Annotated in this window: 14 protein-coding genes; 12 read left to right on the top strand and 2 right to left on the bottom strand. The window is 64.3% G+C overall.

Annotated elements, in window-relative coordinates; genetic code table 11:
• Positions 1–56: 56 nt before the first annotated feature.
• On the bottom strand, positions 57–923 hold the full coding sequence (locus CRO48_RS23680; RefSeq protein WP_097142236.1) for a hypothetical protein: 867 nt from the start codon (positions 921–923) through the stop codon (positions 57–59).
• 271 nt (positions 924–1,194) lie between these two features.
• On the opposite strand from CRO48_RS23680, the gene dnaG reads away from it, so the two are divergent.
• The 10 genes from dnaG (at position 1,195) to CRO48_RS23630 (ending at position 15,835) form a co-directional block, all read left to right on the top strand.
• Complete coding sequence (gene dnaG, locus CRO48_RS23675; RefSeq protein ID WP_097142235.1) at positions 1,195–3,201, top strand: DNA primase; 2,007 nt, start codon at positions 1,195–1,197, stop codon at positions 3,199–3,201.
• 185 nt (positions 3,202–3,386) lie between these two features.
• Complete coding sequence (gene recQ, locus CRO48_RS23670) at positions 3,387–5,261, top strand: DNA helicase RecQ (protein ID WP_176526864.1); 1,875 nt, start codon at positions 3,387–3,389, stop codon at positions 5,259–5,261.
• 45 nt (positions 5,262–5,306) lie between these two features.
• Complete coding sequence (locus tag CRO48_RS23665; protein WP_097142233.1) at positions 5,307–5,756, top strand: GFA family protein; 450 nt, start codon at positions 5,307–5,309, stop codon at positions 5,754–5,756.
• 130 nt (positions 5,757–5,886) lie between these two features.
• Complete coding sequence (locus CRO48_RS23660; protein WP_097142232.1) at positions 5,887–7,074, top strand: glycine C-acetyltransferase; 1,188 nt, start codon at positions 5,887–5,889, stop codon at positions 7,072–7,074.
• 185 nt (positions 7,075–7,259) lie between these two features.
• Complete coding sequence (tdh, locus tag CRO48_RS23655) at positions 7,260–8,294, top strand: L-threonine 3-dehydrogenase (RefSeq protein ID WP_097142231.1); 1,035 nt, start codon at positions 7,260–7,262, stop codon at positions 8,292–8,294.
• A gap of 405 nt (positions 8,295–8,699) precedes the next feature.
• Positions 8,700–10,748 carry an RNA polymerase sigma factor RpoD gene (gene rpoD / locus CRO48_RS23650; protein ID WP_097142230.1) on the top strand — a complete coding sequence of 683 codons (2,049 nt, stop codon included), beginning with the start codon at positions 8,700–8,702 and terminating at the stop codon, positions 10,746–10,748.
• Positions 10,749–11,053: 305 nt separating this feature from the next.
• Entirely contained in the window at positions 11,054–12,499 is a 1,446-nt protein-coding gene (locus CRO48_RS23645; protein WP_097142229.1) for a DUF1254 domain-containing protein, read from the top strand.
• A 236-nt stretch (positions 12,500–12,735) separates the two neighbouring features.
• Positions 12,736–14,133, top strand: coding sequence for an endo-1,3-1,4-beta-glycanase EglC (locus CRO48_RS23640; RefSeq protein ID WP_097142228.1), 1,398 nt, complete (start codon positions 12,736–12,738; stop codon positions 14,131–14,133).
• Between the two features lie 161 nt (positions 14,134–14,294).
• Positions 14,295–15,434 carry a DUF930 domain-containing protein gene (locus tag CRO48_RS23635; protein WP_245423640.1) on the top strand — a complete coding sequence of 380 codons (1,140 nt, stop codon included), beginning with the start codon at positions 14,295–14,297 and terminating at the stop codon, positions 15,432–15,434.
• A gap of 110 nt (positions 15,435–15,544) precedes the next feature.
• On the top strand, positions 15,545–15,835 hold the full coding sequence (locus CRO48_RS23630; RefSeq protein ID WP_097142226.1) for a GYD domain-containing protein: 291 nt from the start codon (positions 15,545–15,547) through the stop codon (positions 15,833–15,835).
• A 112-nt stretch (positions 15,836–15,947) separates the two neighbouring features.
• On the opposite strand, the gene CRO48_RS23625 is transcribed toward CRO48_RS23630, so the two are convergent.
• Complete coding sequence (locus CRO48_RS23625; protein ID WP_097142225.1) at positions 15,948–17,054, bottom strand: branched-chain amino acid ABC transporter substrate-binding protein; 1,107 nt, start codon at positions 17,052–17,054, stop codon at positions 15,948–15,950.
• Positions 17,055–17,494: 440 nt separating this feature from the next.
• On the opposite strand from CRO48_RS23625, the gene CRO48_RS23620 reads away from it, so the two are divergent.
• Together CRO48_RS23620 and CRO48_RS23615 are read left to right on the top strand one after the other, a co-directional pair.
• The gene (locus CRO48_RS23620) at positions 17,495–19,153 is read left to right on the top strand and encodes an alpha/beta hydrolase (RefSeq protein ID WP_097142310.1); all 1,659 of its coding nucleotides are present in this window, start codon (positions 17,495–17,497) and stop codon (positions 19,151–19,153) included.
• A gap of 73 nt (positions 19,154–19,226) precedes the next feature.
• Complete coding sequence (locus tag CRO48_RS23615) at positions 19,227–19,802, top strand: transglycosylase SLT domain-containing protein (RefSeq protein WP_097142224.1); 576 nt, start codon at positions 19,227–19,229, stop codon at positions 19,800–19,802.
• The last annotated feature ends 230 nt before the right edge of the window (positions 19,803–20,032 follow it).

Below are 20,032 nucleotides of genomic sequence, written 5' to 3'. Positions count from 1 at the left end.
GCGGCGTTGTTCGTCTGTGCCTGCCGGCCTTCACCTGGCGCGTTGCCGGCATTGTTTTAGCCGCCCGTCACTTCTGCAAACGCCGCGTCGACCAGCGCATGCTTGGCCGCCTGGTATCGGCTGTAGTCCTGCAGGAGCCGGTGCGATATCCAGACCGCGCTTTCGCCGCGCCTGCCGCTCCAGCCGATATCGCCGGCTTCCGCCGCCTTGTTGAAAAGGCGCATGACATGGGTGCGGGAGATCGAGAACCGGCGTGCAACCTCGTTGATGGAAAGGGTGCCGGCGGCGATCCGCTCGGCCTGAAGGCCCGCGCCGTGCTCGCCGGGATCGACCGCGCCGATCAAGAGATCCATGAGCAGGCCGCCGAAGTTTGCCCAGGTGAACAGGTTGAAGGTCGGACCCTGGTAGCGGACCGCGTTGTCGGTGAGAATGCGCTGGGCGATGCACGGCTGCAGCCGGGAGAGCAGCGATGGATCGGCCGCGTAGGTTTCCGCGCGCCTGCCGCCGTCGAAGCTGTCGAGGCAGCCCAGATGGAGTTCCAGCCATTGCGACATCGCCTGGCTGGGAAGGTCGCTCGGGATCAAGGGCTTGCGTCGGCGGTCCTCCTGGCCGGGGGCGACATGGATGAACCCGTGCTCCAGCAGTTCCTGAATGAAATCCGCCGCGGTGTTCTTGCTGGCAACCGCGTGCTCCTGCACCACGCTGATGAAGCGCGCGGCGTACAGGCCGCTTGCGGGCTCTTCTGGATCGTGCGAGCAGGCGAGCGCAAAGGCGGCATGGCTCATCAGCCAGCGCTGCTGGGAGGAGAAGAGCCCGCCGAGCGCCGGGTTCTCGTCGTAGATCGCCAGAAGCACGCGCGCGCCGTGCCGGAAGGAGAAGAAGAAGTGGGGGTCGGCGAGGAGCGAGGCGGAATCGATCGACATGTCATTGTCCCGACAGCGAATTATCGTTCTCCTTGGCAAAGGTGGCTCTTGACTGTCAATTTCGAACTTAATTCAAATTATCGTGTATGTGCAGCCGCCCGGGAGGGGGATTTTCCGGACCTGTCCGAAGCGCCGGGGCGCTCCGCAGACTTGTCCCCTGTTGAATGCGCCTCGTATCCTCTTTAATGGCTGCCGATGATGGTACCTGCCTGCCGCCATCGCTATAGTGGCGGGCTCGCCTGATTGAAGGCGACGGAGACGACGTTTCAAGATGCGCTTTTCCCCTTCTTTCCTCGACGAAATTCGCGATCGCGTGCCGATATCGGCCGTGGTGGGGCGACGCGTCACCTGGGACAAGAAGAAGACGAACGTCTCGCGCGGCGACTACTGGGCCTGCTGCCCGTTCCATGGCGAGAAGTCGCCGAGCTTTCACTGCGAGGATCGCAAGGGGCGCTATCACTGCTTCGGTTGCGGCGTTTCCGGCGACCATTTTCGTTTCCTGAGCGAACTGGAGGGGCTGAGTTTCCCGGAGGCCGTGCAGCAGCTTGCCGACATGGCCGGGATGGCGATGCCGCAGCCCGACGCCCAGGCGGAGCGGCGGGAGAAGGAGCGCACCTCGCTTCTCGACGTGATGGAACTCGCGACGACCTTCTTCCAGGACCAGCTGCAATCGGCAGCCGGGGCGCGTGCGCGCGCCTATCTGCGCGACCGCGGGCTCACCGGCCGCACGATCGAGACGTTCCGGCTCGGCTATGCTCCGGAGGGGCGCAACGTGCTGAAGGAGCACCTGGCGGGAAAGGGCGTTCCCAAGGAGCAGATCGAGGCCTGCGGGCTCGTGGTGCACGGGCCGGAAATACCGGTCTCCTATGATCGCTTTCGCGACCGCATCATGTTTCCGATCCTGTCGGCGCGCGAGAAGGTGATCGCCTTCGGCGGACGCGCGATGTCGGCGGATGCGCCGGCGAAGTACCTCAACTCCAACGAGACCGAACTCTTCCACAAGGGCAACGTGCTCTACAATTTCTCCCGCGCGCGCAAGTCCGCGCAGGGCGGAGGACGTGGTGCGGCAGGCGACGACGGCGCAAATGCGACGGTGATCGCCGTCGAAGGCTATATGGATGTGATCGCGCTGCACCAGGCAGGCATCGAGAACGCGGTCGCCCCCCTCGGCACCGCGCTGACGGAGAACCAGCTCGAGCTTCTGTGGAAGATGACGCCCCAGCCGGTGCTGTGCTTCGACGGCGACGGGGCCGGCATCCGTGCTGCAAACCGCGCCGCCGAGCTGGCACTGCCGCACATCAAGCCCGGTCGTACCGTCCGTTTCGCGCTTCTGCCCGACGGCAAGGATCCGGACGACCTCGTGCGCCACGAGGGGCGCGCGCCCTTCGACAAGGTGCTTGCCGGCGCAAAGCCGCTCGCGGAGATGATCTGGTCGCGCGAAGTCGGCGGCGGCAGCTACGACACGCCGGAGAGCCGGGCGGAACTGGAAGCGCGGCTGCGACAACTCGTGTCCGTTATCGCCGACGAGAACGTGCGCCGCCACTACCAGCAGGACGTGCGCGATCGCCTCAACGCCTTCTTCCAGCCGGCGGGCCGGCAGGGCGGCGAGCGGCGCAGCTTCGGCGCGCGACAGGGGCGGCGGCAGGAGGGCGGCCGCAACGCCGTTGCCGGCAGCCAGTCGTCAACGCCGGCGACGATCTCCGACCGGTTGGCGCAATCGACGCTGGTGCGCGGGGCACAGGCGCTGCCGGCACTGCGCGAGAGCGTGCTGGCGCTGACGATCGTCAACCAGCCGCAGCTTCTCTTCGAGGAGTATGACGAGGTCTCCGCCATCGAGTTCGACAACCGCGACCTGCAGCGCTTCTGGTCCGCCGTGCTCGGCATCGCCGCCGGCATGGGAGAGCGGCTGTCGCGGGAACGGCTGGTGGAGGAGCTGGAAGCGGCCGGGTTCGAGCCGATGCTGAAGATGCTCGACCAGCAGATCCGGAATTCCCGCCTCTGGATCGCGACGCAGGAGGCAGCACCCGCCGATGCCCGTGAGGCATTCCTGCAGGCGCTTGCGCTGCACAAGCGCACCCGTGCGCTTCTGTGGCAGCGGCGCGAGCTGGAGCGGGAACTCGCCGAGGCGACCGAGGAGGGCGACGGCGAGCGCGCCTACCAGATCACCCGTGCGCTGCAGGAGGTGCAGATGGAAACCAAGCGGCTGGAGAACCAGGAAGCGATCATCGACGGCTTCGGCGTCATGTCCGGCCGGGTGAAGGGGCCGGCCAAGGGGTAGGGCAAGCTTTCGCCGCCGTTCACGTTCTGCGTGAACGTTTCGGCAAAGCAGAGTCGTTTCAAGCTCTTGCCCGCAAGATATGACGCATCGCTATCAGCTGCAGAGGACCCCGCATAAGATGGCTGCGGCTTGCATCTTGGGGCCGGGTGTCCATGATGCGCGGACGATTCCCTGAAAGAGGCCCGATGCCGCATCCAGAACGACAGGACCCGCCCTTCTCCACCGACCGGCTGTTCGATAACGCACGACGTCCCCTGGACGTTCTCAAGCGCGTATACGGCTACGATGCCTTTCGCGGCAAGCAGCAGGCGGTGGTCGAGCACGTGACGGATGGCGGCGACGCGGTCGTGCTCTTTCCCACCGGTGCGGGAAAGTCGCTGTGCTTCCAGATTCCGGCGCTCTGCCGGGAGGGTGTCGGCATCGTCGTGTCGCCATTGATCGCGTTGATGCGCGACCAGGTGGAGGCGCTGAAGCAGCTCGGCGTTCGCGCCGCCGCACTCAATTCCTCGCTGTCGCGCGAGGAGGCCGTGGCCGTCATGCGCGCGGTCCGCGCGGGCGAGCTCGATCTTCTTTACGTCACCCCCGAGCGTATCGTGACGGACGGCTTTGCCGAACTGATCGGCAATGCGCGGATCGCGCTTTTTGCGATCGACGAGGCGCACTGCGTCTCGCAGTGGGGGCACGATTTCCGCCCGGAGTATCGCACGCTCGATCGGCTGGCGGAGCGCTATCCTGGCGTGCCGCGGATCGCGCTGACGGCAACGGCCGACCCGCATACGCGCGACGACATCATCGAGCGGCTGTCGCTGGGCCAGGCGCGGGTGTTCACCACGTCGTTCGACCGGCCGAACATCTCCTACGATATCGTCGAGCGCGACCAGCCGCGCCAGCAGCTTCTGCGCTTTTTGTCGCGCCATAGAGGCGCGAGCGGCATCGTCTACTGCCTGTCGCGGGCCAAGGTGGAGGATACGGCCGAGTGGCTGGACGGGCAGGGGATCCGGGCGCTGCCCTATCACGCGGGCCTCGACAGGGCCGTGCGCGACGCCAATCAGGACGCCTTCCTGAAGGAAGAAAACCTCTGCCTCGTCGCCACCGTCGCCTTCGGCATGGGGATCGACAAGCCGGACGTACGCTATGTCGCCCATCTCGACCTGCCCGGTTCCGTCGAGGCCTATTACCAGGAGACGGGCCGCGCCGGGCGTGACGGCCAGCCTTCCGAGGTGTGGATGGCCTATGGCATGGCCGACGTGTTGCAGCGCCGGCGCATGATCGACGAGGGGGAGGCCGCCGAGGAGGTCAAGCGCGTCGAACGGGCGAAGCTGAACGCGCTGCTTGCGATCTGCGAGACCGCTTCCTGCCGGCGACAGGCGATCCTCGCCCATTTCGGCGAGGCGCATCCCGGCGGCTGCGGTAACTGCGACACCTGCCGCAATCCCGTCGAGACCTGGGACGGGACGGAGGCGGCGATCAAGGCGCTTGCTGCCGTCTACCGCACCGGCGAACGGTTCGGGTCCGGTCACGTCATCGACGTGCTTCTCGGCACCGTCAACGAGAAGACCGAGCGTTTCGGCCATGTCGACATGCCGGTCTTCGGGGCGGGCAAGGACCTTCCCGGCCGCACCTGGCAGTCGGTGTTCCGGCAGCTTCTCGCCGCCGGCCTTATCCGCATTGATCATGCGGCCTTCGGCGCGATGAAGCTCGAGCCGGAATCCCGCGCCGTCTTCCGCCGTGAACGCGAGGTGCGCTTCCGCAAGGATCGCCCGATGTCGGGCAGGGCTGAGAAGGGCCAGAAGTCGGCCGCCGCGCGCGAGCGCGCCGACCTTGCTGGCTCCGATCGCGAACTGTTCGAAAAGCTGCGCGCCGAGCGGCTGTCGATCGCCAAGGACCTGGACGTTCCGCCCTATGTGGTCTTTCCCGACGCGACCCTGATCGCGCTTGCGAAGGAACGGCCGCAGGACTGGGACGAGTTGCTGGATATTCCCGGCATTGGACAGAGCAAGCGCGAGCGGTTCGGCAAGGCGTTCCTCGCCGTGATCGAGGACTACGCCGAACTCGAATGAGGAGGCCTGGCGGAGCGGGCGTCGGGCAACAAGGGAGGAGAGCAGATGACGGACTGGAAACTGCCTTGGCACGGTGCCTGCCGTTGCGGGCGCGTGAAGCTGAAGGTAACGGCACCCCCTTTGCTGACCATGGCCTGCCATTGCACCGGCTGCCAGCGGATGTCGGGCAGCGCCTATTCGCTCAGCGCCGCCATTCCGACCGAGGGATTTGCCGTGACGGAGGGCGAGCCGGTGGTCGCCGGCGCGAACGCCGAAGCCGGCCATCATTTCTGTCCGGACTGCATGACCTGGATGTTCACGCGACCGAACGGGATCGATTTCTTCGTCAACCTGCGGCCGACGATGCTGGAGGACATACACTGGTTCACGCCGTTCATCGAGACCTATACGAGCGAGAAGCTCGCCTGGGCCGAGACGCCGGCGGTGCACAGTTTCGAGCGCTTTCCGCCCTTCGAGGCCTATGAAGGGCTCGTGGCCGAGTTTGCGGCCCGCTGACGGCGGGCCTTGGCGAGAATAACGCCGCGCTCCGGCGCCAAGCCGCCACCTCGCCGCCGGGACAGATGTGGGCCATCCGTGGTACATCTTTCGCCGACCGGGTTTCGCTTCCTACCTGCAAGGGTTTCCCATGAGCTCGACATTCCTTTCCCACCTGCGCACCGAACTCGAAAGCCTCAAGGCCGCCGGCCTCTACAAGTCGGAGCGCGTCATCACCTCCAAGCAGGCCGGCACGATCGAGGTGGCGTCCGGCGGGCGCGTGCTGAACTTCTGCGCCAACAACTATCTGGGACTTGCCGATAACGAGGAACTGGCGGAAGCCGCCAAGCAGGCGCTCGACCGCTACGGCTACGGCATGGCTTCGGTGCGCTTCATCTGCGGCACCCAGGAGGAGCACAAGCAACTGGAGGCAAGGATCTCGGCCTTCCTCGGCATGGAGGACACGATCCTCTATTCGTCCTGCTTCGACGCCAATGGCGGTCTGTTCGAGACGCTGCTTTCCGAAGAGGACGCGATCATCTCGGATGCGCTCAACCATGCCTCGATCATCGACGGCGTGCGGCTCTCCAAGGCCAGGCGCTTCCGCTACGCCAACAACGACATGGCGGCACTGGAAGAGGAGTTGAAGAAGGCCGAGGGCAGCCGTTTCAAGCTGATCGCCACCGACGGCGTGTTTTCCATGGACGGCATCATCGCCAATCTTCAGGGCGTCTGCGACCTGGCCGAAAAGTACGGCGCGATGGTGATGGTCGACGACAGCCATGCGGTCGGCTTCGTCGGCCGGCACGGCCGCGGTTCCGCCGAGCACTGCGGCGTCGAGGGGCGGATCGACATCATCACCGGCACGCTCGGCAAGGCGCTGGGCGGCGCATCGGGGGGATATACGTCCGCCAAAGCCGAGGTGGTCGACTGGCTGCGCCAGCGCTCGCGGCCCTATCTCTTCTCCAACACGCTGGCCCCGGTGATCGCGGCCGCCTCGCTCAAAGTGTTCGACCTGATCGAGAACGGTGACGCCCTGCGCAAGCGCCTCTCCGACAATGCCACACTGTTTCGCTCCGAGATGACGAAGCTCGGCTTCACGCTGGCGGGTGAGGGGCATCCGATCATCCCGGTGATGCTGGGGGATGCGGCGCTCGCCCAGGAGATGGCGGCGCGGATGCTGGAGGAGGGCGTCTACGTGATCGGCTTCTCCTTCCCCGTCGTGCCCAAGGGGCAGGCCCGCATCCGCACGCAGATGTCGGCGGCGCATTCGCGAGCCGATGTCGAGAAGGCGATTGCGGTGTTTGCGGACGTCGGGCGGCAACTTGGCGTGATCTGAGGGGGCAAGCGGGCAATTGTCACGTTGCCCTCGCCCTAACCCTTTCCCCGCAGGCGGGTAGAGGGGACGTGCCATGCGTGGACGTCGGAGTGGGGTAAAACGTGGTCGCCCTTCGCCCGCTTGCGGGGAGAAGGTGCCCGCAGGCGGATGAGGGGCTCTGTGGAGGCGGACATGAGGAGAAGGCCATGACCAACATGATGCGCGCGCTGGTCAAATCCAAGCCGGAGGTCGGGCTGTGGATGGAAAACGTGCCGGTGCCGGAGGTCGGCCAGAGCGACGTGCTGATCCGGGTGAAGAAGTCGGCGATCTGCGGCACGGACGTGCACATCTGGAACTGGGACCACTGGGCACAAAAGACGATTCCCGTGCCGATGGTGGTCGGCCACGAGTTCGTCGGGGAGATCGCCGAGGTCGGCTCGGCGGTGACGAAGTATCACGTCGGCGAACGGGTCTCGGGCGAGGGCCACATCGTCTGTGGGAAATGCCGCAACTGCCGCGCCGGACGGGGGCACCTCTGCCACTACACCAAGGGCGTCGGCGTCAACCGGCCGGGATCGTTCGGCGAGTTCGTCTGCATTCCCGAGCACAATGTCGTGCCGATCCCGCCGGAAGTGCCCGACGAGGTGGCGGCGATCTTCGATCCCTTCGGCAACGCGGTGCACACCGCGCTGTCCTTCGATCTCGTGGGCGAAGACGTGCTCGTCACCGGTGCGGGGCCGATCGGCATCATGGGGGCGATGGTGGCCAGGCGCGCCGGCGCCCGCAAGGTCGTCATCACCGACATCAACCCGTTGCGGCTGGAGCTTGCCCGCAAGGTCGGCATCGAGCACGTGGTGGACGCCTCGAAGGAGGACCTGGCCGAGGTGATGGCCGCAATCGGCATGACCGAGGGGTTCGACGTGGGGCTTGAGATGTCGGGCGCGCCGCCGGCCTTCCGCTCGATGATCGATGCGATGAACAACGGTGGCAAGATCGCAATCCTCGGGATCGCGCCCGACGGCTTCGGCATCGACTGGAACAAGGTGATCTTCAAGATGCTGACGCTGAAGGGGATCTACGGGCGCGAGATGTTCGAGACCTGGTACAAGATGATCGCCTTCGTTCAGGGCGGGCTGGACCTGTCGCCGATCATCACACACCGCATCGGGATCGACCAGTTCCGGGACGGTTTCGAGGCGATGCGCTCCGGCAATTCCGGCAAGGTGGTGATGGACTGGTGAGGCGCAGCGAGGGTGGGGCGAATCAGGAACACGCGCAACCCCTTGTCTTTTGCGCGACCATGCCTACATGTTGACCAACACCCGCAACCGCCGCGCCTGACGTTGAAGACCCGAATCAAAGGGTTTTCGGGGTTTTTTGGCGGAAAAGCTTGACGGAGCCGAAAAATCTGGGAATCACCATTTCTGGCAAAGGCGAGATGGATACGGCGGATCGGGAAGTCATGTCAATCATGCTGCACAGGCAGTATGTCCTCGGCCTTCGACGGCGAGGCGTGGTTAATCAGGATTTAAGTTTCATTCCGTTAGGTCACTGAAACGAATTGGCACGGCGCCGGAGCTTCGGGCGGGCGCTTGCACGGTCCCGGACGGCACTGAAACTGGATACCCCAGGAAAGCGAAGACTAAATGGCAACTAAGGTCAAAGAAAACGAAGAAGCCGAAACCGAACGCGAAGGTGCACCGGACGGCCCGCTTCTGGACCTTTCCGATGATGCCGTCAAGAAGATGATCAAGGCCGCCAAGAAGCGCGGCTATGTCACCATGGACGAACTGAATTCGGTGCTGCCTTCGGAGGAAGTGACCTCCGAGCAGATCGAGGACACCATGTCCATGCTCTCCGACATGGGCATCAACGTCATCGAGGACGAGGACGCGGAAGAAGCCCAGGGCGACGAGGACAGCGACGACGACAACGAAGGCGAAGGCGGCGAACTGGCCCCCTCCGGCGGCACCGCGCTTGCGACCGCAAAGAAGAAGGAGCCGACCGACCGCACCGACGATCCGGTTCGCATGTACCTGCGCGAGATGGGCTCGGTGGAGCTTCTTTCGCGCGAGGGCGAAATCGCGATCGCCAAGCGCATCGAAGCCGGCCGCGAGACGATGATCGCCGGCCTCTGTGAGAGCCCGCTGACGTTCCAGGCCATCATCATCTGGCGGGATGAACTCAACGAAGGCCAGACGCTGCTGCGCGAGATCATCGACCTGGAAACGACTTATTCCGGTCCCGAGGCGAAGGCTGCTCCGCAGTTCCAGAGCCCCGAAAAGATCGAGGCTGACCGCAAGGCGGCCGAGGAGAAGGAAAAGGCGAAGAAGTCTCGCAGCGCCGCCAACGACGACGACATCACCAATGTCGGCGGCGACATGCCTGCGCCTGAGGAAGAGGAAGAGGACGACGACGAGTCCAACCTCTCGCTCGCCGCCATGGAAGCCGAACTGCGTCCGCAGGTCATGGAGACCTTGGACACCATCGCCGAGACCTACAAGAAGCTGCGCAAGCTGCAGGACCAGCAGGTGGAAGCCCGCCTGCAGGCGACCGGCACGCTGTCGCCCGCCCAGGAGCGCCGCTACAAGGAGCTGAAGGACGAGCTGATCACGGCCGTGAAGTCGCTGTCGCTCAACCAGAACCGCGTCGACAGCCTCGTCGAGCAGCTTTACGACATCTCCAAGCGGCTGATGCAGAACGAGGGCCGGCTGCTGCGGCTTGCCGAAAGCTACGGCGTCAAGCGCGATTCGTTCCTGGAGCAGTATTCCGGGGCCGAGCTCGATCCGAACTGGATGAAGTCGATCGGCAACCTGGCAGCCAAGGGCTGGAAGGAATTTGCAAGGGCCGAGAACGCGACGATCCGCGACATTCGCCAGGAGATCCAGAATCTGGCGACCGAAACCGGCATCTCGATCGCCGAATTCCGGCGCATCGTCTCGATGGTGCAGAAGGGCGAACGCGAAGCCCGTATCGCCAAGAAGGAGATGGTGGAAGCCAACCTCCGCCTCGTGATCTCGATCGCCAAGAAGTACACGAACCGTGGCCTGCAGTTCCTGGACCTCATCCAGGAGGGCAATATCGGCCTGATGAAGGCCGTCGACAAGTTCGAGTACCGGCGCGGCTACAAGTTCTCCACCTACGCGACGTGGTGGATCCGGCAGGCGATCACCCGTTCGATCGCCGACCAGGCCCGCACGATCCGCATTCCGGTGCATATGATCGAGACGATCAACAAGATCGTGCGTACATCGCGCCAGATGCTGCATGAGATCGGCCGCGAACCGACGCCGGAAGAACTGGCTGAAAAGCTCGCCATGCCGCTCGAAAAGGTCCGCAAGGTCCTGAAGATCGCCAAGGAGCCGATCTCGCTGGAAACACCGGTCGGTGACGAAGAGGATTCGCATCTCGGCGACTTCATCGAGGACAAGAACGCGCTTCTGCCGATCGATGCCGCGATCCAGGCGAACCTGCGCGAGACGACGACCCGCGTGCTGGCCTCGCTCACCCCGCGCGAGGAACGCGTGCTGCGGATGCGCTTCGGCATCGGCATGAATACCGACCACACGCTCGAAGAGGTCGGCCAGCAGTTCTCGGTTACCCGCGAACGTATTCGCCAGATCGAAGCGAAGGCGCTGCGCAAGCTGAAGCACCCGAGCCGCTCCAGAAAGCTCAGGAGCTTCCTGGACAGCTAAACACTGCCACTACCCTCGCGCCCCGACAACAGAGCGCGGGGATCGGGTTCACGTGATTTCAGAAGGCCGGGCTGACACGCCCGGCCTTCTGCATTTCTGCCCGAGATGCGGGTGACGCGGCGTGCCATGCCATACGCCGAACGGAGTAGGTCTACTCCTTCAATCGACAGTTTTCTGCGCCTCCGGTCTGATGGCCGCCGTGATAGGATCACGCCTGTACGCGCAATGAGTGTTGGGGAATGCACTGTTCGCGGAAGTGCGCGGGCTGCGGCGTCGGGCCTGCGACGTTTCAGAAGGAGGATTTCATGCGGATTTCTCGTCGTGCCGTCTCTTTCGGCGGTCTTGGTGTTGTTGCTGCCGGCGCGATGTCGGGGCTCAAGCCTGCGCGCGCGGTCGACCTGCCAATCGTCGATCCCTTCGAGGGTGAGGGCGACTTCTGGACGGCCGTCGAGGCCTATATCTATGGCTATCCGCTGGTGACCATGGAAATGACGCGCCGCGTCGTCACCAATGTCGCCAAGCCGGAGGGCAGCAAGGGGCCGATGGGGCACCTGATCAAGCTGCGCGAATATCCGGATGCGTCTTTCACCGATGTCACAGCACCCAACGCCGACACGCTCTATACGACGGGCTTCGTCGACGTCGGCAAGGAGCCGTGGGTGCTTTCGATCCCCGACATGAAAGACCGCTATTACCTGTTTCCCATGCTCGACGGATGGACGACGGTGTTTCAGGTGCCGGGTTCGCGCACGACCGGGCAGGGGGCGCAGACCTATGCGATCACCGGTCCCGGCTGGGAGGGCAAGCTGCCTGACGGCATCACCGAGTACAAGTCACCGACGAGCCTCGTTTGGATCCTCGGGCGCATCTACTGCACGGGCACGCCGGAGGACTACAAGAAGGTGCATGCGATCCAGGACGAATGCCAGCTCTATCCGCTCAGCGCCCACGGCAAGCCCTGGACGCCGCCGGCGGGCGAGGTCGATCCCGGCATCGACATGAAGACTGCGGTGCGCGAGCAGGTCAACCGGATGGACGCGGTCGAGTATTTCACGCTTTTGAGCGAACTTATGAAGACCAATCCGCCGACGGAAGCGGATGCCGAGATGGTCGAGAAAATGGCGCAGATCGGCATCGTTCCGGGCAAGGACTTCGACAAGAGCAAGCTTGATACCCGCTTCGTCAGGCGCATTCCCGAGATCGCTTTCGGGCGGATCATGCTGCACTTCAAGTTTTCCGACGGCGACATCAGAAACGTCAACGGCTGGGGCTTTACCACAAAGACGGGCGTCTACGGCACCGAATATCTGCAACGTGCGCTGATCACCGCGATCGGGCTCGGCGCGAACCGGCCGCAGGACGCGGTCTATCCGACATCCGTGCGGATGAAGGACGGGTTGTTCGGCCGCGCCTATGACGGGGCGGAAAACTATGTGCTGACCTTTCCCAAGGGGCAGTTGCCGCCGGTGCGGGGCTTCTGGTCGATCACCATGTACAACGAAAAGTATTTCTTTGTCGAAAACCCGATCAACCGCTATTCGATCAGCGCGCGGCAGGACCTGAAGGTTGATCCGGACGGTTCGACCCACATCTACATTCAGAATGCTTCACCGGGGCCGGACAAGGAAAGCAACTGGCTGCCGGCTCCGAAGGGCAAGTTCATCCTGATGATGCGGCTCTACTGGCCGGACGACAGCCCGCCGTCGATCATCGACGGCTCCTGGGTGATTCCGCCGGCGCGCAAGGCTTAAGACGCGGTATCGTGCATATGCCGGGGCGCGGCTTCTGGCTCGCGCCCCGCTCGTTCGGCGCGTGCGTCCGGTTGCGGGCAAGGCGTGGGAAGTCACCCCGGAGACCGGATTTTTCGTGTGCCACGTTAATTCTTTATGTGCGATAACGTACATTTGTTGCGGCGCAGCACTTGGGGGCGCAACCCTGCGCTGCTAGGCTGATGGTGCTGGGGCTTTGCCTGGAAATGGAGAGCCCAATGAATTCAAGCGTCCTCAACGCCCTCGGAAAACCGCTCTACTACAGTGCGCCATCGACCGCATGGTTTTCCGCGGTCGGCGCCGGGCCGATCCTGAACGGAACCGCCGGCAACGATTCGCTCTGGGGCAGCGCCGGCGTCGAAATCACGATGGCAGGCGGGGCAGGCGACGACATCTACTATCTCTACTCGCCGGAGAGCATCGTCTCAGAAGCACCGGGCGAAGGGATCGACACGATCTCCACCTGGATGAGCTACAGGCTGCCGGCGAACTTCGAAAACCTGACCGTCACCGGCGACGGCCGCTACGCGTTCGGCAACAGCGCGGACAACATCATTTCCGGCGGCCCCGGCGCGCAGACGCTCTACGGTGGCCGTGGCAACGACGTGCTGATCGGCGGTGGCGGAGCCGATATCTTCCTGATCGAGAAGGGGACGGGCAACAAACTGATCGCCGATTTTGGCGGAGACGACACCGTCCGCCTGAAAGGCTACGGCATCACGTCGTTCGAGCAGGTGCAGGCGCGCCTGACGCAGAAGGGGGACAACCTGCATCTGGACCTCGGCGGCGGAGAAAAGCTGGTCCTTGCGGGCATGGCCGCCGAACAACTGAGCGCCGGCCAGTTCGATCTCGCCATCGACAAGTCTCACATGACCCGCAGCTTCTTCGACAATTTCTCCACGCTCTGGCTCCACAACGGCAAAAGCGGAACATGGGATGCCAAGTTTCCCTGGGCGCCGGAGAGCGGCGGAACGCTGCACACCAACGGTGAACTGCAGTGGTACGTCAACCCGGCCTACGAGCCGACGCGGTCGCTCAACCCATTTTCGGTTCAGAACGGGATCCTGACGATCTCGGCTGTGCGGACGCAAGAGGACATGAAGCAGGTGGTCAGCGGCTACGACTATACCTCCGGCATCCTCACTACCCATTCCTCGTTCCAGCAGACTTACGGCTATTTCGAAATCCGCGCGGACATGCCGGACGACCGCGGCGCCTGGCCGGCGTTCTGGCTTCTGCCGGCGGATGGAAAATGGCCGCCGGAACTGGACGTGGTGGAGATGCGCGGCCAGGAGCCGCAGACGATCCATACGACGGTGCATTCCATGGAGACCGGCTCGCGCACGAGCGAGACGACTGCGACGCACATGCCTTCCACCGACGGTTTTCACAATTACGGCCTGCTATGGACGAGGGACGAGCTGGTCTGGTATTTCGACGACGTCGAGATCGCGCGGGCGAGGACGCCGGCGGATATGCACGATCCAATGTACATGGTCGTCAACCTCGCCGTGGGGGGCACGGCCGGACAGCCATCCGGGGACTTCGACGACGGCGCACAGATGAAGATCGACTATGTGCGCGCCTATGCCCTCGACGACGACTGGATCCTTTAGGCCGGCGTCCCTAAATAAATGTCGCATCCGTGGCGGCGTCATTTGACGCGCGGCGCCGTCGTCGGCAAAACTGGCCGGGATTTGTAGTTGAACTTCGCCGCAAGCGGGAACGCCCGGGCCGGCAGTCGTCGTGAAAGCAGTTGTAACGGATGGAACCGCGGGTGGCAGATAAGCGTGGCAAGGGGTTTGGATGGGGCGTGGGCGTCTCGGCCGTGCTCCATGTCGCCATCGCCGCCCTTCTGTTCGTCAATCTTCCGGCCTTCGAGGCGGCGCCGCCGGAGGAGGAGAGCGTCAGCGTCGAACTGGTCCCGCCTCCGGAAGAGGAAACGCCGGAGGAGGCCCAGCAGGAGCCGCCTCCACCAGAGGAGCAGCAGGAAGAACAGGCGGCCGAGGTGCCTCCGCCACCACCACCACCACCGCCACCACCGCCACCCGCGGAGGAGCCCCCCGCAGAGCCGCCGCCGGAGGAAAAGACCCCGGAGGAAACGGCTGCGGAGGAAAAGCCGCCCGAAGAGCAGATGTCGGAAGAACCGCAACCGGGCGAAGAACAGGCGGCCGAGGAGCTTGCCGACGGCGTGCCCATTCCGGTCCTGAGACCCGTCCTTGAATATGGCGACAAGGATAGCGGTGTGAAGGTGGAAACGGATGACCTGACCCGGGGCTCGCCGCCGCGGGAGGAGGAGACGGCGGACAAGCCGCCGGAGCAGCAGACGCCGGCCGAACCGCCCGTAGCCGAAGAGCAGGCGGAAGACGCGCCCGCCGCCTCGCCGGTGCCGACTCCGAGCGAGCCGGACAGTGCGGACGGTTTTCCCGCAGCCCTTGCCGAGGGCGAGCCGACCGAAGGGAATGCGCAGGAGGAAGCGGCGAAGGCCGACGAGCAGCCGAAGACCGAGGAGGAGGCTGCTGACAAGGCCGAGGCGAGCGACGCGCCCGAGAGGAAGCTTCAAGAGGCGGACCGGCTTTTTTCGGAGAATGCCGCCGAGGATCCGGTCGCAAGGACAGCGATCGGCGACCTGCCGCGGAGCGTGCGCATCGAAAGATTGTGCAGCACGGAACTCTATGCCCAGCTCAGGCATGGCTCACCGGCCTACAATCCGGAGCTTCTGCCGTCCTATCGGTTGTCGAAGGGGACGGTGCTCGAGGTCACTCGCGCGGCGTTTCGCGCCAACACGCGCTGGTACAACCTCAGCTTCCGCTGCGAGGTGGATGACGAGGGAACGCGGGTCGTCGCCTTTGCCTTCGACGTCGGATCGGAGGTGCCGAAAAGCGAATGGCGCAAGCGCGGCTTTCCGTCGTTATAGGCGGCGATCGGGGCGAGATTTCTTGTTGGCGAGACCGGCGGGGCGTATATTCAAGATGGGGCTGAGGGCATGACCGCGGCGTCTGCGGACGTACGCAGGGGAGTTGTGCCATGACCACGTACATTGTTCTCATCAACTGGACGGAGCAGGGCATCAAGAACGTCCGGGACTCGCCGAAACGGCTCGACGCCGCAAAGAAGGTGATCGGCGAGATGGGCGGTTCGTTCAAGGATTTTTACCTGACAATGGGCGACTATGACATGGTTGCCGTCTGCGAGGCGCCCGATGATGCGGTAATGGCCCGCTTCGGCCTTACGCTCGCGCAGGGTGGCAATGTGCGGACCCGCACGCTCAAGGCCTTCCCCGAGAAGGCCTACCGCGAACTGATCTCGACGCTGTAAGTCCCGCCCTGGCGGCGCGGACAAGCGCAATGCCGCCTGTGTCTCGGGCGGCCAAACGAAAAGACGCCGGGCAGGGCCCGGCGTCACGAGTGTTTGAGAAGGTCGCCCAGGGTTACTCGGCGGCAACGATCTTGCCGTCTTCCCACTTGAACAGCGAGAAGCTCGGCGAGGTGAGGTCACCGCTTTCGCCGTAGGTGAGCTTGCCGATCGCGGTCTGGACCGGCTCGCCCGCCTTCAGCGCGGTGGCCACGGCCATGGCGTCTTCGGCGCTGCCGGCCTTCTCGATGCCGGCCTTGATCACTTCGACGGCGGCATATGCGTTCAGCGTGAAGGCTTCCGGCGGAATGTTTGCGGCCTTGAGCACTTCGACGGCCTTGGCGGAATCGGGGTTGTTCAGCGCGTCGATCGCGTTGGTGAAGAGCGTGCCGGCGACGGCTTCGTTACCGATCGCCCACAGTTCGGTGTTGGAAAGGCCGTCACCGCCGACGATCGTCGCCTTCACCGACATGTCCTGCAACTGACGGGCAAGAAGGCCGGCTTCGGGGTGATAGCCGCCGAAATAGATCACTTCGGCACCGTCCGCCTTGAGGCGGGTGATCAGTGCGCTGAAGTCCTTTTCGCCCGGGGTGACGCTTTCGTACAGCACCTCGGTGACGCCGCCCGCATTGAGGCCGGCCTTGAACGCGTCGGCAAGGCCCTTGCCGTAGGCGCCCTTGTCGTGGACGATCGCGATCTTCTTGTCCTTCATGTTCTTCAGGACGTGGTCGGAGGCGACGGTTGCCTGCTGGTCGTCGCGGCCGCAGGTGCGCAGAACGTTGGGCAGGCCGCGCGCCGTCAGGTCGGGTGCGGTGGCCGTCGGCGTCACCATCAGCACGCCGTTCTCGGCGAGAACATCGGATGCGGGAATGGCAACGCCCGAGGTGACCGGGCCGACGACGAAGCGGATGCCCTCGCCGACGATCTGGTTGGCGGCGGACACGCCCTGCTTGGGCTCGCCGGCATCGTCGGCAAGCTTGAGGACGACCTGCTCCCCGAGAATGCCGCCGTTCTTGTTGATCTCCGCCACCGCGGCTTCAGCACCCTTCTTCACCTGGTCGCCATAGGCTGCGACAGGGCCGGTCAGCGGTGCGATCACGCCGATGGTGATGTCGGCATAGGCTGCCGTCGAAAGCAGCAGCGATGCCGCAAAGGTTGCGCCGGTAAAAGACTTGAGGTTCATAGTTCATCTCCCTTGGATGGACCGCGATGGATCCTGGCGGCTGGCTGGCCGTTGGCAAGGAGCGATCGCTCCTGCGGCGGCGGGCCTAAGCGTTGCTGCGACCTTTTTGATCGAAGTGACACTTATTTGGGCATCTTAACTAGAAAACTCGCCTGTCGCGCGCAACAAAATAACGCGCGCTTCCAGGCAATATACAGGATGCGTGCGCTTTTGCCGCGCGCGGTGATGACGCCGAGATGACCTTGCATGCGACGATTGAAACGGCCGGCGAGCGGGTCCAATGTGCAGGTGGAACATCCGGCAGCGGTGCTTCGAAATTGCATGGCTGCATATGGAAATGCATCGGGGAGAATATGGGCTTGGATCGCAACCGTGCATTGCCTGTTCATAGCCGCAATGGCAGTGTCTGAGCCATGGGCGGCGAGCGAGGGGTCGATTTCATGTCGCATCGGATGATCAAGTTCTGGGCGTCGCTCTCGGTGCTGGGGCTCCTGCTCGGGGCGCTGTTCTTTGCGGCGTCGCTTACGCCGAGCCTTTTGCCGCGTACTTTCGTGACACAGGGTGTCCTTTCGGGCGTCTGCTTCGCGATCGGCTACGGTCTGGGCGTGCTGCTTGCCGCGACGTGGTCCTACCTGGAACTGCCAATGCCGGCAGGGCGCTTCTGGCGCCGGGTGAAGCTGCTGGCAGCTCTTGCATGCGCGATCGTCGTCGCCGTGTTCCTGTGGCAAGCTGCGGAATGGCAGAACTCGATCCGCACGCTGATGGAACTGCCGCCGGTCGAGACGGGGCATCCCTTCAAGGTGGGTCTTATCGCGGTTGCCACCTTCATCGTCGTCATCGTTGTGGCGCGGCTCTTTATCTTCGCCTGGCGCTCCTTCTCCCGGATGATCCAGCGCTTTGCGCCGCGGCGGGTCGCCAATCTGGTGGGCGGCCTGATCGCCGTCGTGCTGTTCTGGACCGCGGTCGAGGGCGTTCTCTTCCGTGCCGCGCTGCATTCGGTCGATTCCTCGCTTAGGGCGCTGGACGAACTGATGGAGCCGGATACGCCGCAACCGACCGATCCCCGCAGGACGGGGAGCGCCGCCTCTCTCGTGCCCTGGCCAGATCTCGGGCGGCGCGGTCGCGAGTTCGTTTCCGGCGACACGGCTGCGGACGCGATCGCCGCCTTCACCGGGCAGCCTGCGCGGGAGCCGGTGCGCGTCTACGTCGGGCTGAACGGCGCACAGACGGCCGACGCGCGCGCGAAGCTGGCCCTGCAGGAACTGATCCGCACCGACGGCTTTTCGCGCAAGTATCTCGTCATCATCACGCCGACGGGCACGGGCTGGATCGATCCGGAAGCAATGGGGCCGTTGGAGTATCTGACCGGCGGGGACGTCGCCAGCGTGGCGATCCAGTATTCCTACCTGTCGAGCTGGCTGTCGCTGCTGGTGGAGCCCAGCTACGGGGCCGACGCGTCGCGGGCCCTGTTCCGCGAGGTTTACGCCTACTGGAACAAACTGCCGCGGGACGCCCGGCCGAAACTCTACCTCTACGGGCTCAGCCTCGGCGCACTCAGCTCCGAGCAGTCCACGGAACTGTTCGAGGTGATCGGCGATCCCTATCAGGGCGCGCTCTGGGTCGGCCCTCCGTTCGAATCCCGCATCTGGCGGCGGCTGACCGCGGGGCGCAACGAGGGTACGCCGGCGTGGCTGCCGCGCTTCGGCGACGGCTCGTATGTCCGCTTCACCGCACAGAAGGACGCGCTGGGGGAGGCGACGGCACCCTGGGGGCCGATGCGCGTCGTCTACCTGCAGTATGCGAGTGACCCGGTGACCTTCTTCGACGAAGGCGCCTACCGCCGCCCGCCGGCATGGATGGTGGGGCCGCGCGGGCCCGACGTCTCCGATGAACTGCGCTGGTATCCGTTCGTCACCTTGCTGCAGCTCGGCCTGGACATGGCGATGGCGACGACGACGCCGATGGGCTATGGCCACGTCTATGCGGGCGAGCACCATGTCGATCCGTGGATCGCCGTACTCGGCCTGGAGGGCCAGTGGAGCCCGGAGGCGGTCGGCCGGCTGAAGGAGAAGTTCCGCGCGGACAGGCCGGCGGAATGAAAGTTCAATTCGTCTAAAAACGAAACTTTAAGCTTTACGAATTATCAATCTCTCGGAAATGAGAGATCGATCGATGCGTTGCGTTTTTGTCGTCGTCCTCACGATGATGCTTGCTGCCTGCGGGACCGTTCCGCGCAATACCGACAATGCCTGCGCTGTTTTCGAGCAGCGGGACGGGCTGTTCGAGAACTGGGAGCGCGACGCCCGACGCGTCGAGCGCGAATACGGCGTGCCTGTCGCCGTGCTGATGGCGACGATCTACGCCGAATCCGGTTTCAAGCACAACGCCAAGCCGCCCCGCCGCAAGCTACTCGGCTTCATTCCCTGGAAGCGGGTCTCGACGGCGTATGGCTACTCGCAGGCGCTCAACGGAACCTGGGACAGCTACAAGAAGCAGACCGGCCGCTGGATGGCCAAGCGCAACGACTTCGGCGATGCGATCCGCTTCATCGGCTGGTATCACAGCCAGAGCAACCGCAAGAACGGCATCCCGCTCAACGACACCTACCGCCTCTACATCGCCTACCACGAGGGGCATGCCGGTTACTCCAGGGGTAACTGGAGCGCGCCGGCGAAGGCGGGCGCAAACCGTGCCTCCAAGATGGCGTCGCGCTACTCCAAACAACTGCGCAATTGCAGCTCCTGGTAGGGCTCCTCCATTGCGGCAGCCTCTGCCGCTTTCCTGCAAAGCATAGTATGCTGCTCCGCCGACAGCCGAGATGGCCTTTCCGAACGGGCTGTGCCGATTGCCGGAAGAACCGCGCCGCAACCTCCCGTAACGGGTCTGGCACGGGAGGAATGCAGTGCCTTTGTGGTGCCGGAGCATCCTTCTGTGCGGCTGACGCACAAACGCTCGGGCGCTTCCGATTGATCACGCGG

Origin of the sequence: Rhizobium subbaraonis, assembly GCF_900220975.1 — a bacterium.
GTDB lineage: Bacteria > Pseudomonadota > Alphaproteobacteria > Rhizobiales > Rhizobiaceae > Mycoplana > Mycoplana subbaraonis.
This window is presented reverse-complemented; position numbering and strand designations above follow the sequence as displayed.

Excerpts from the sequence above, each read along its gene's own strand:
- CRO48_RS23615 (WP_097142224.1), top strand. The coding sequence starts at position 19,227 with ATGCGTTGCGTTTTTGTCGTCGTCCTCACGATGATGCTTGCTGCCTGC.
- CRO48_RS23640 (WP_097142228.1), top strand. The coding sequence starts at position 12,736 with ATGAATTCAAGCGTCCTCAACGCCCTCGGAAAACCGCTCTACTACAGT.
- CRO48_RS23625 (WP_097142225.1), bottom strand. The coding sequence starts at position 17,054 with ATGAACCTCAAGTCTTTTACCGGCGCAACCTTTGCGGCATCGCTGCTG.
- tdh (WP_097142231.1), top strand. The coding sequence starts at position 7,260 with ATGACCAACATGATGCGCGCGCTGGTCAAATCCAAGCCGGAGGTCGGG.
- CRO48_RS23665 (WP_097142233.1), top strand. The coding sequence starts at position 5,307 with ATGACGGACTGGAAACTGCCTTGGCACGGTGCCTGCCGTTGCGGGCGC.
- dnaG (WP_097142235.1), top strand. The coding sequence starts at position 1,195 with ATGCGCTTTTCCCCTTCTTTCCTCGACGAAATTCGCGATCGCGTGCCG.
- rpoD (WP_097142230.1), top strand. The coding sequence starts at position 8,700 with ATGGCAACTAAGGTCAAAGAAAACGAAGAAGCCGAAACCGAACGCGAA.
- CRO48_RS23680 (WP_097142236.1), bottom strand. The coding sequence starts at position 923 with ATGTCGATCGATTCCGCCTCGCTCCTCGCCGACCCCCACTTCTTCTTC.
- CRO48_RS23645 (WP_097142229.1), top strand. The coding sequence starts at position 11,054 with ATGCGGATTTCTCGTCGTGCCGTCTCTTTCGGCGGTCTTGGTGTTGTT.
- CRO48_RS23660 (WP_097142232.1), top strand. The coding sequence starts at position 5,887 with ATGAGCTCGACATTCCTTTCCCACCTGCGCACCGAACTCGAAAGCCTC.
- recQ (WP_176526864.1), top strand. The coding sequence starts at position 3,387 with ATGCCGCATCCAGAACGACAGGACCCGCCCTTCTCCACCGACCGGCTG.
- CRO48_RS23620 (WP_097142310.1), top strand. The coding sequence starts at position 17,495 with ATGTCGCATCGGATGATCAAGTTCTGGGCGTCGCTCTCGGTGCTGGGG.
- CRO48_RS23630 (WP_097142226.1), top strand. The coding sequence starts at position 15,545 with ATGACCACGTACATTGTTCTCATCAACTGGACGGAGCAGGGCATCAAG.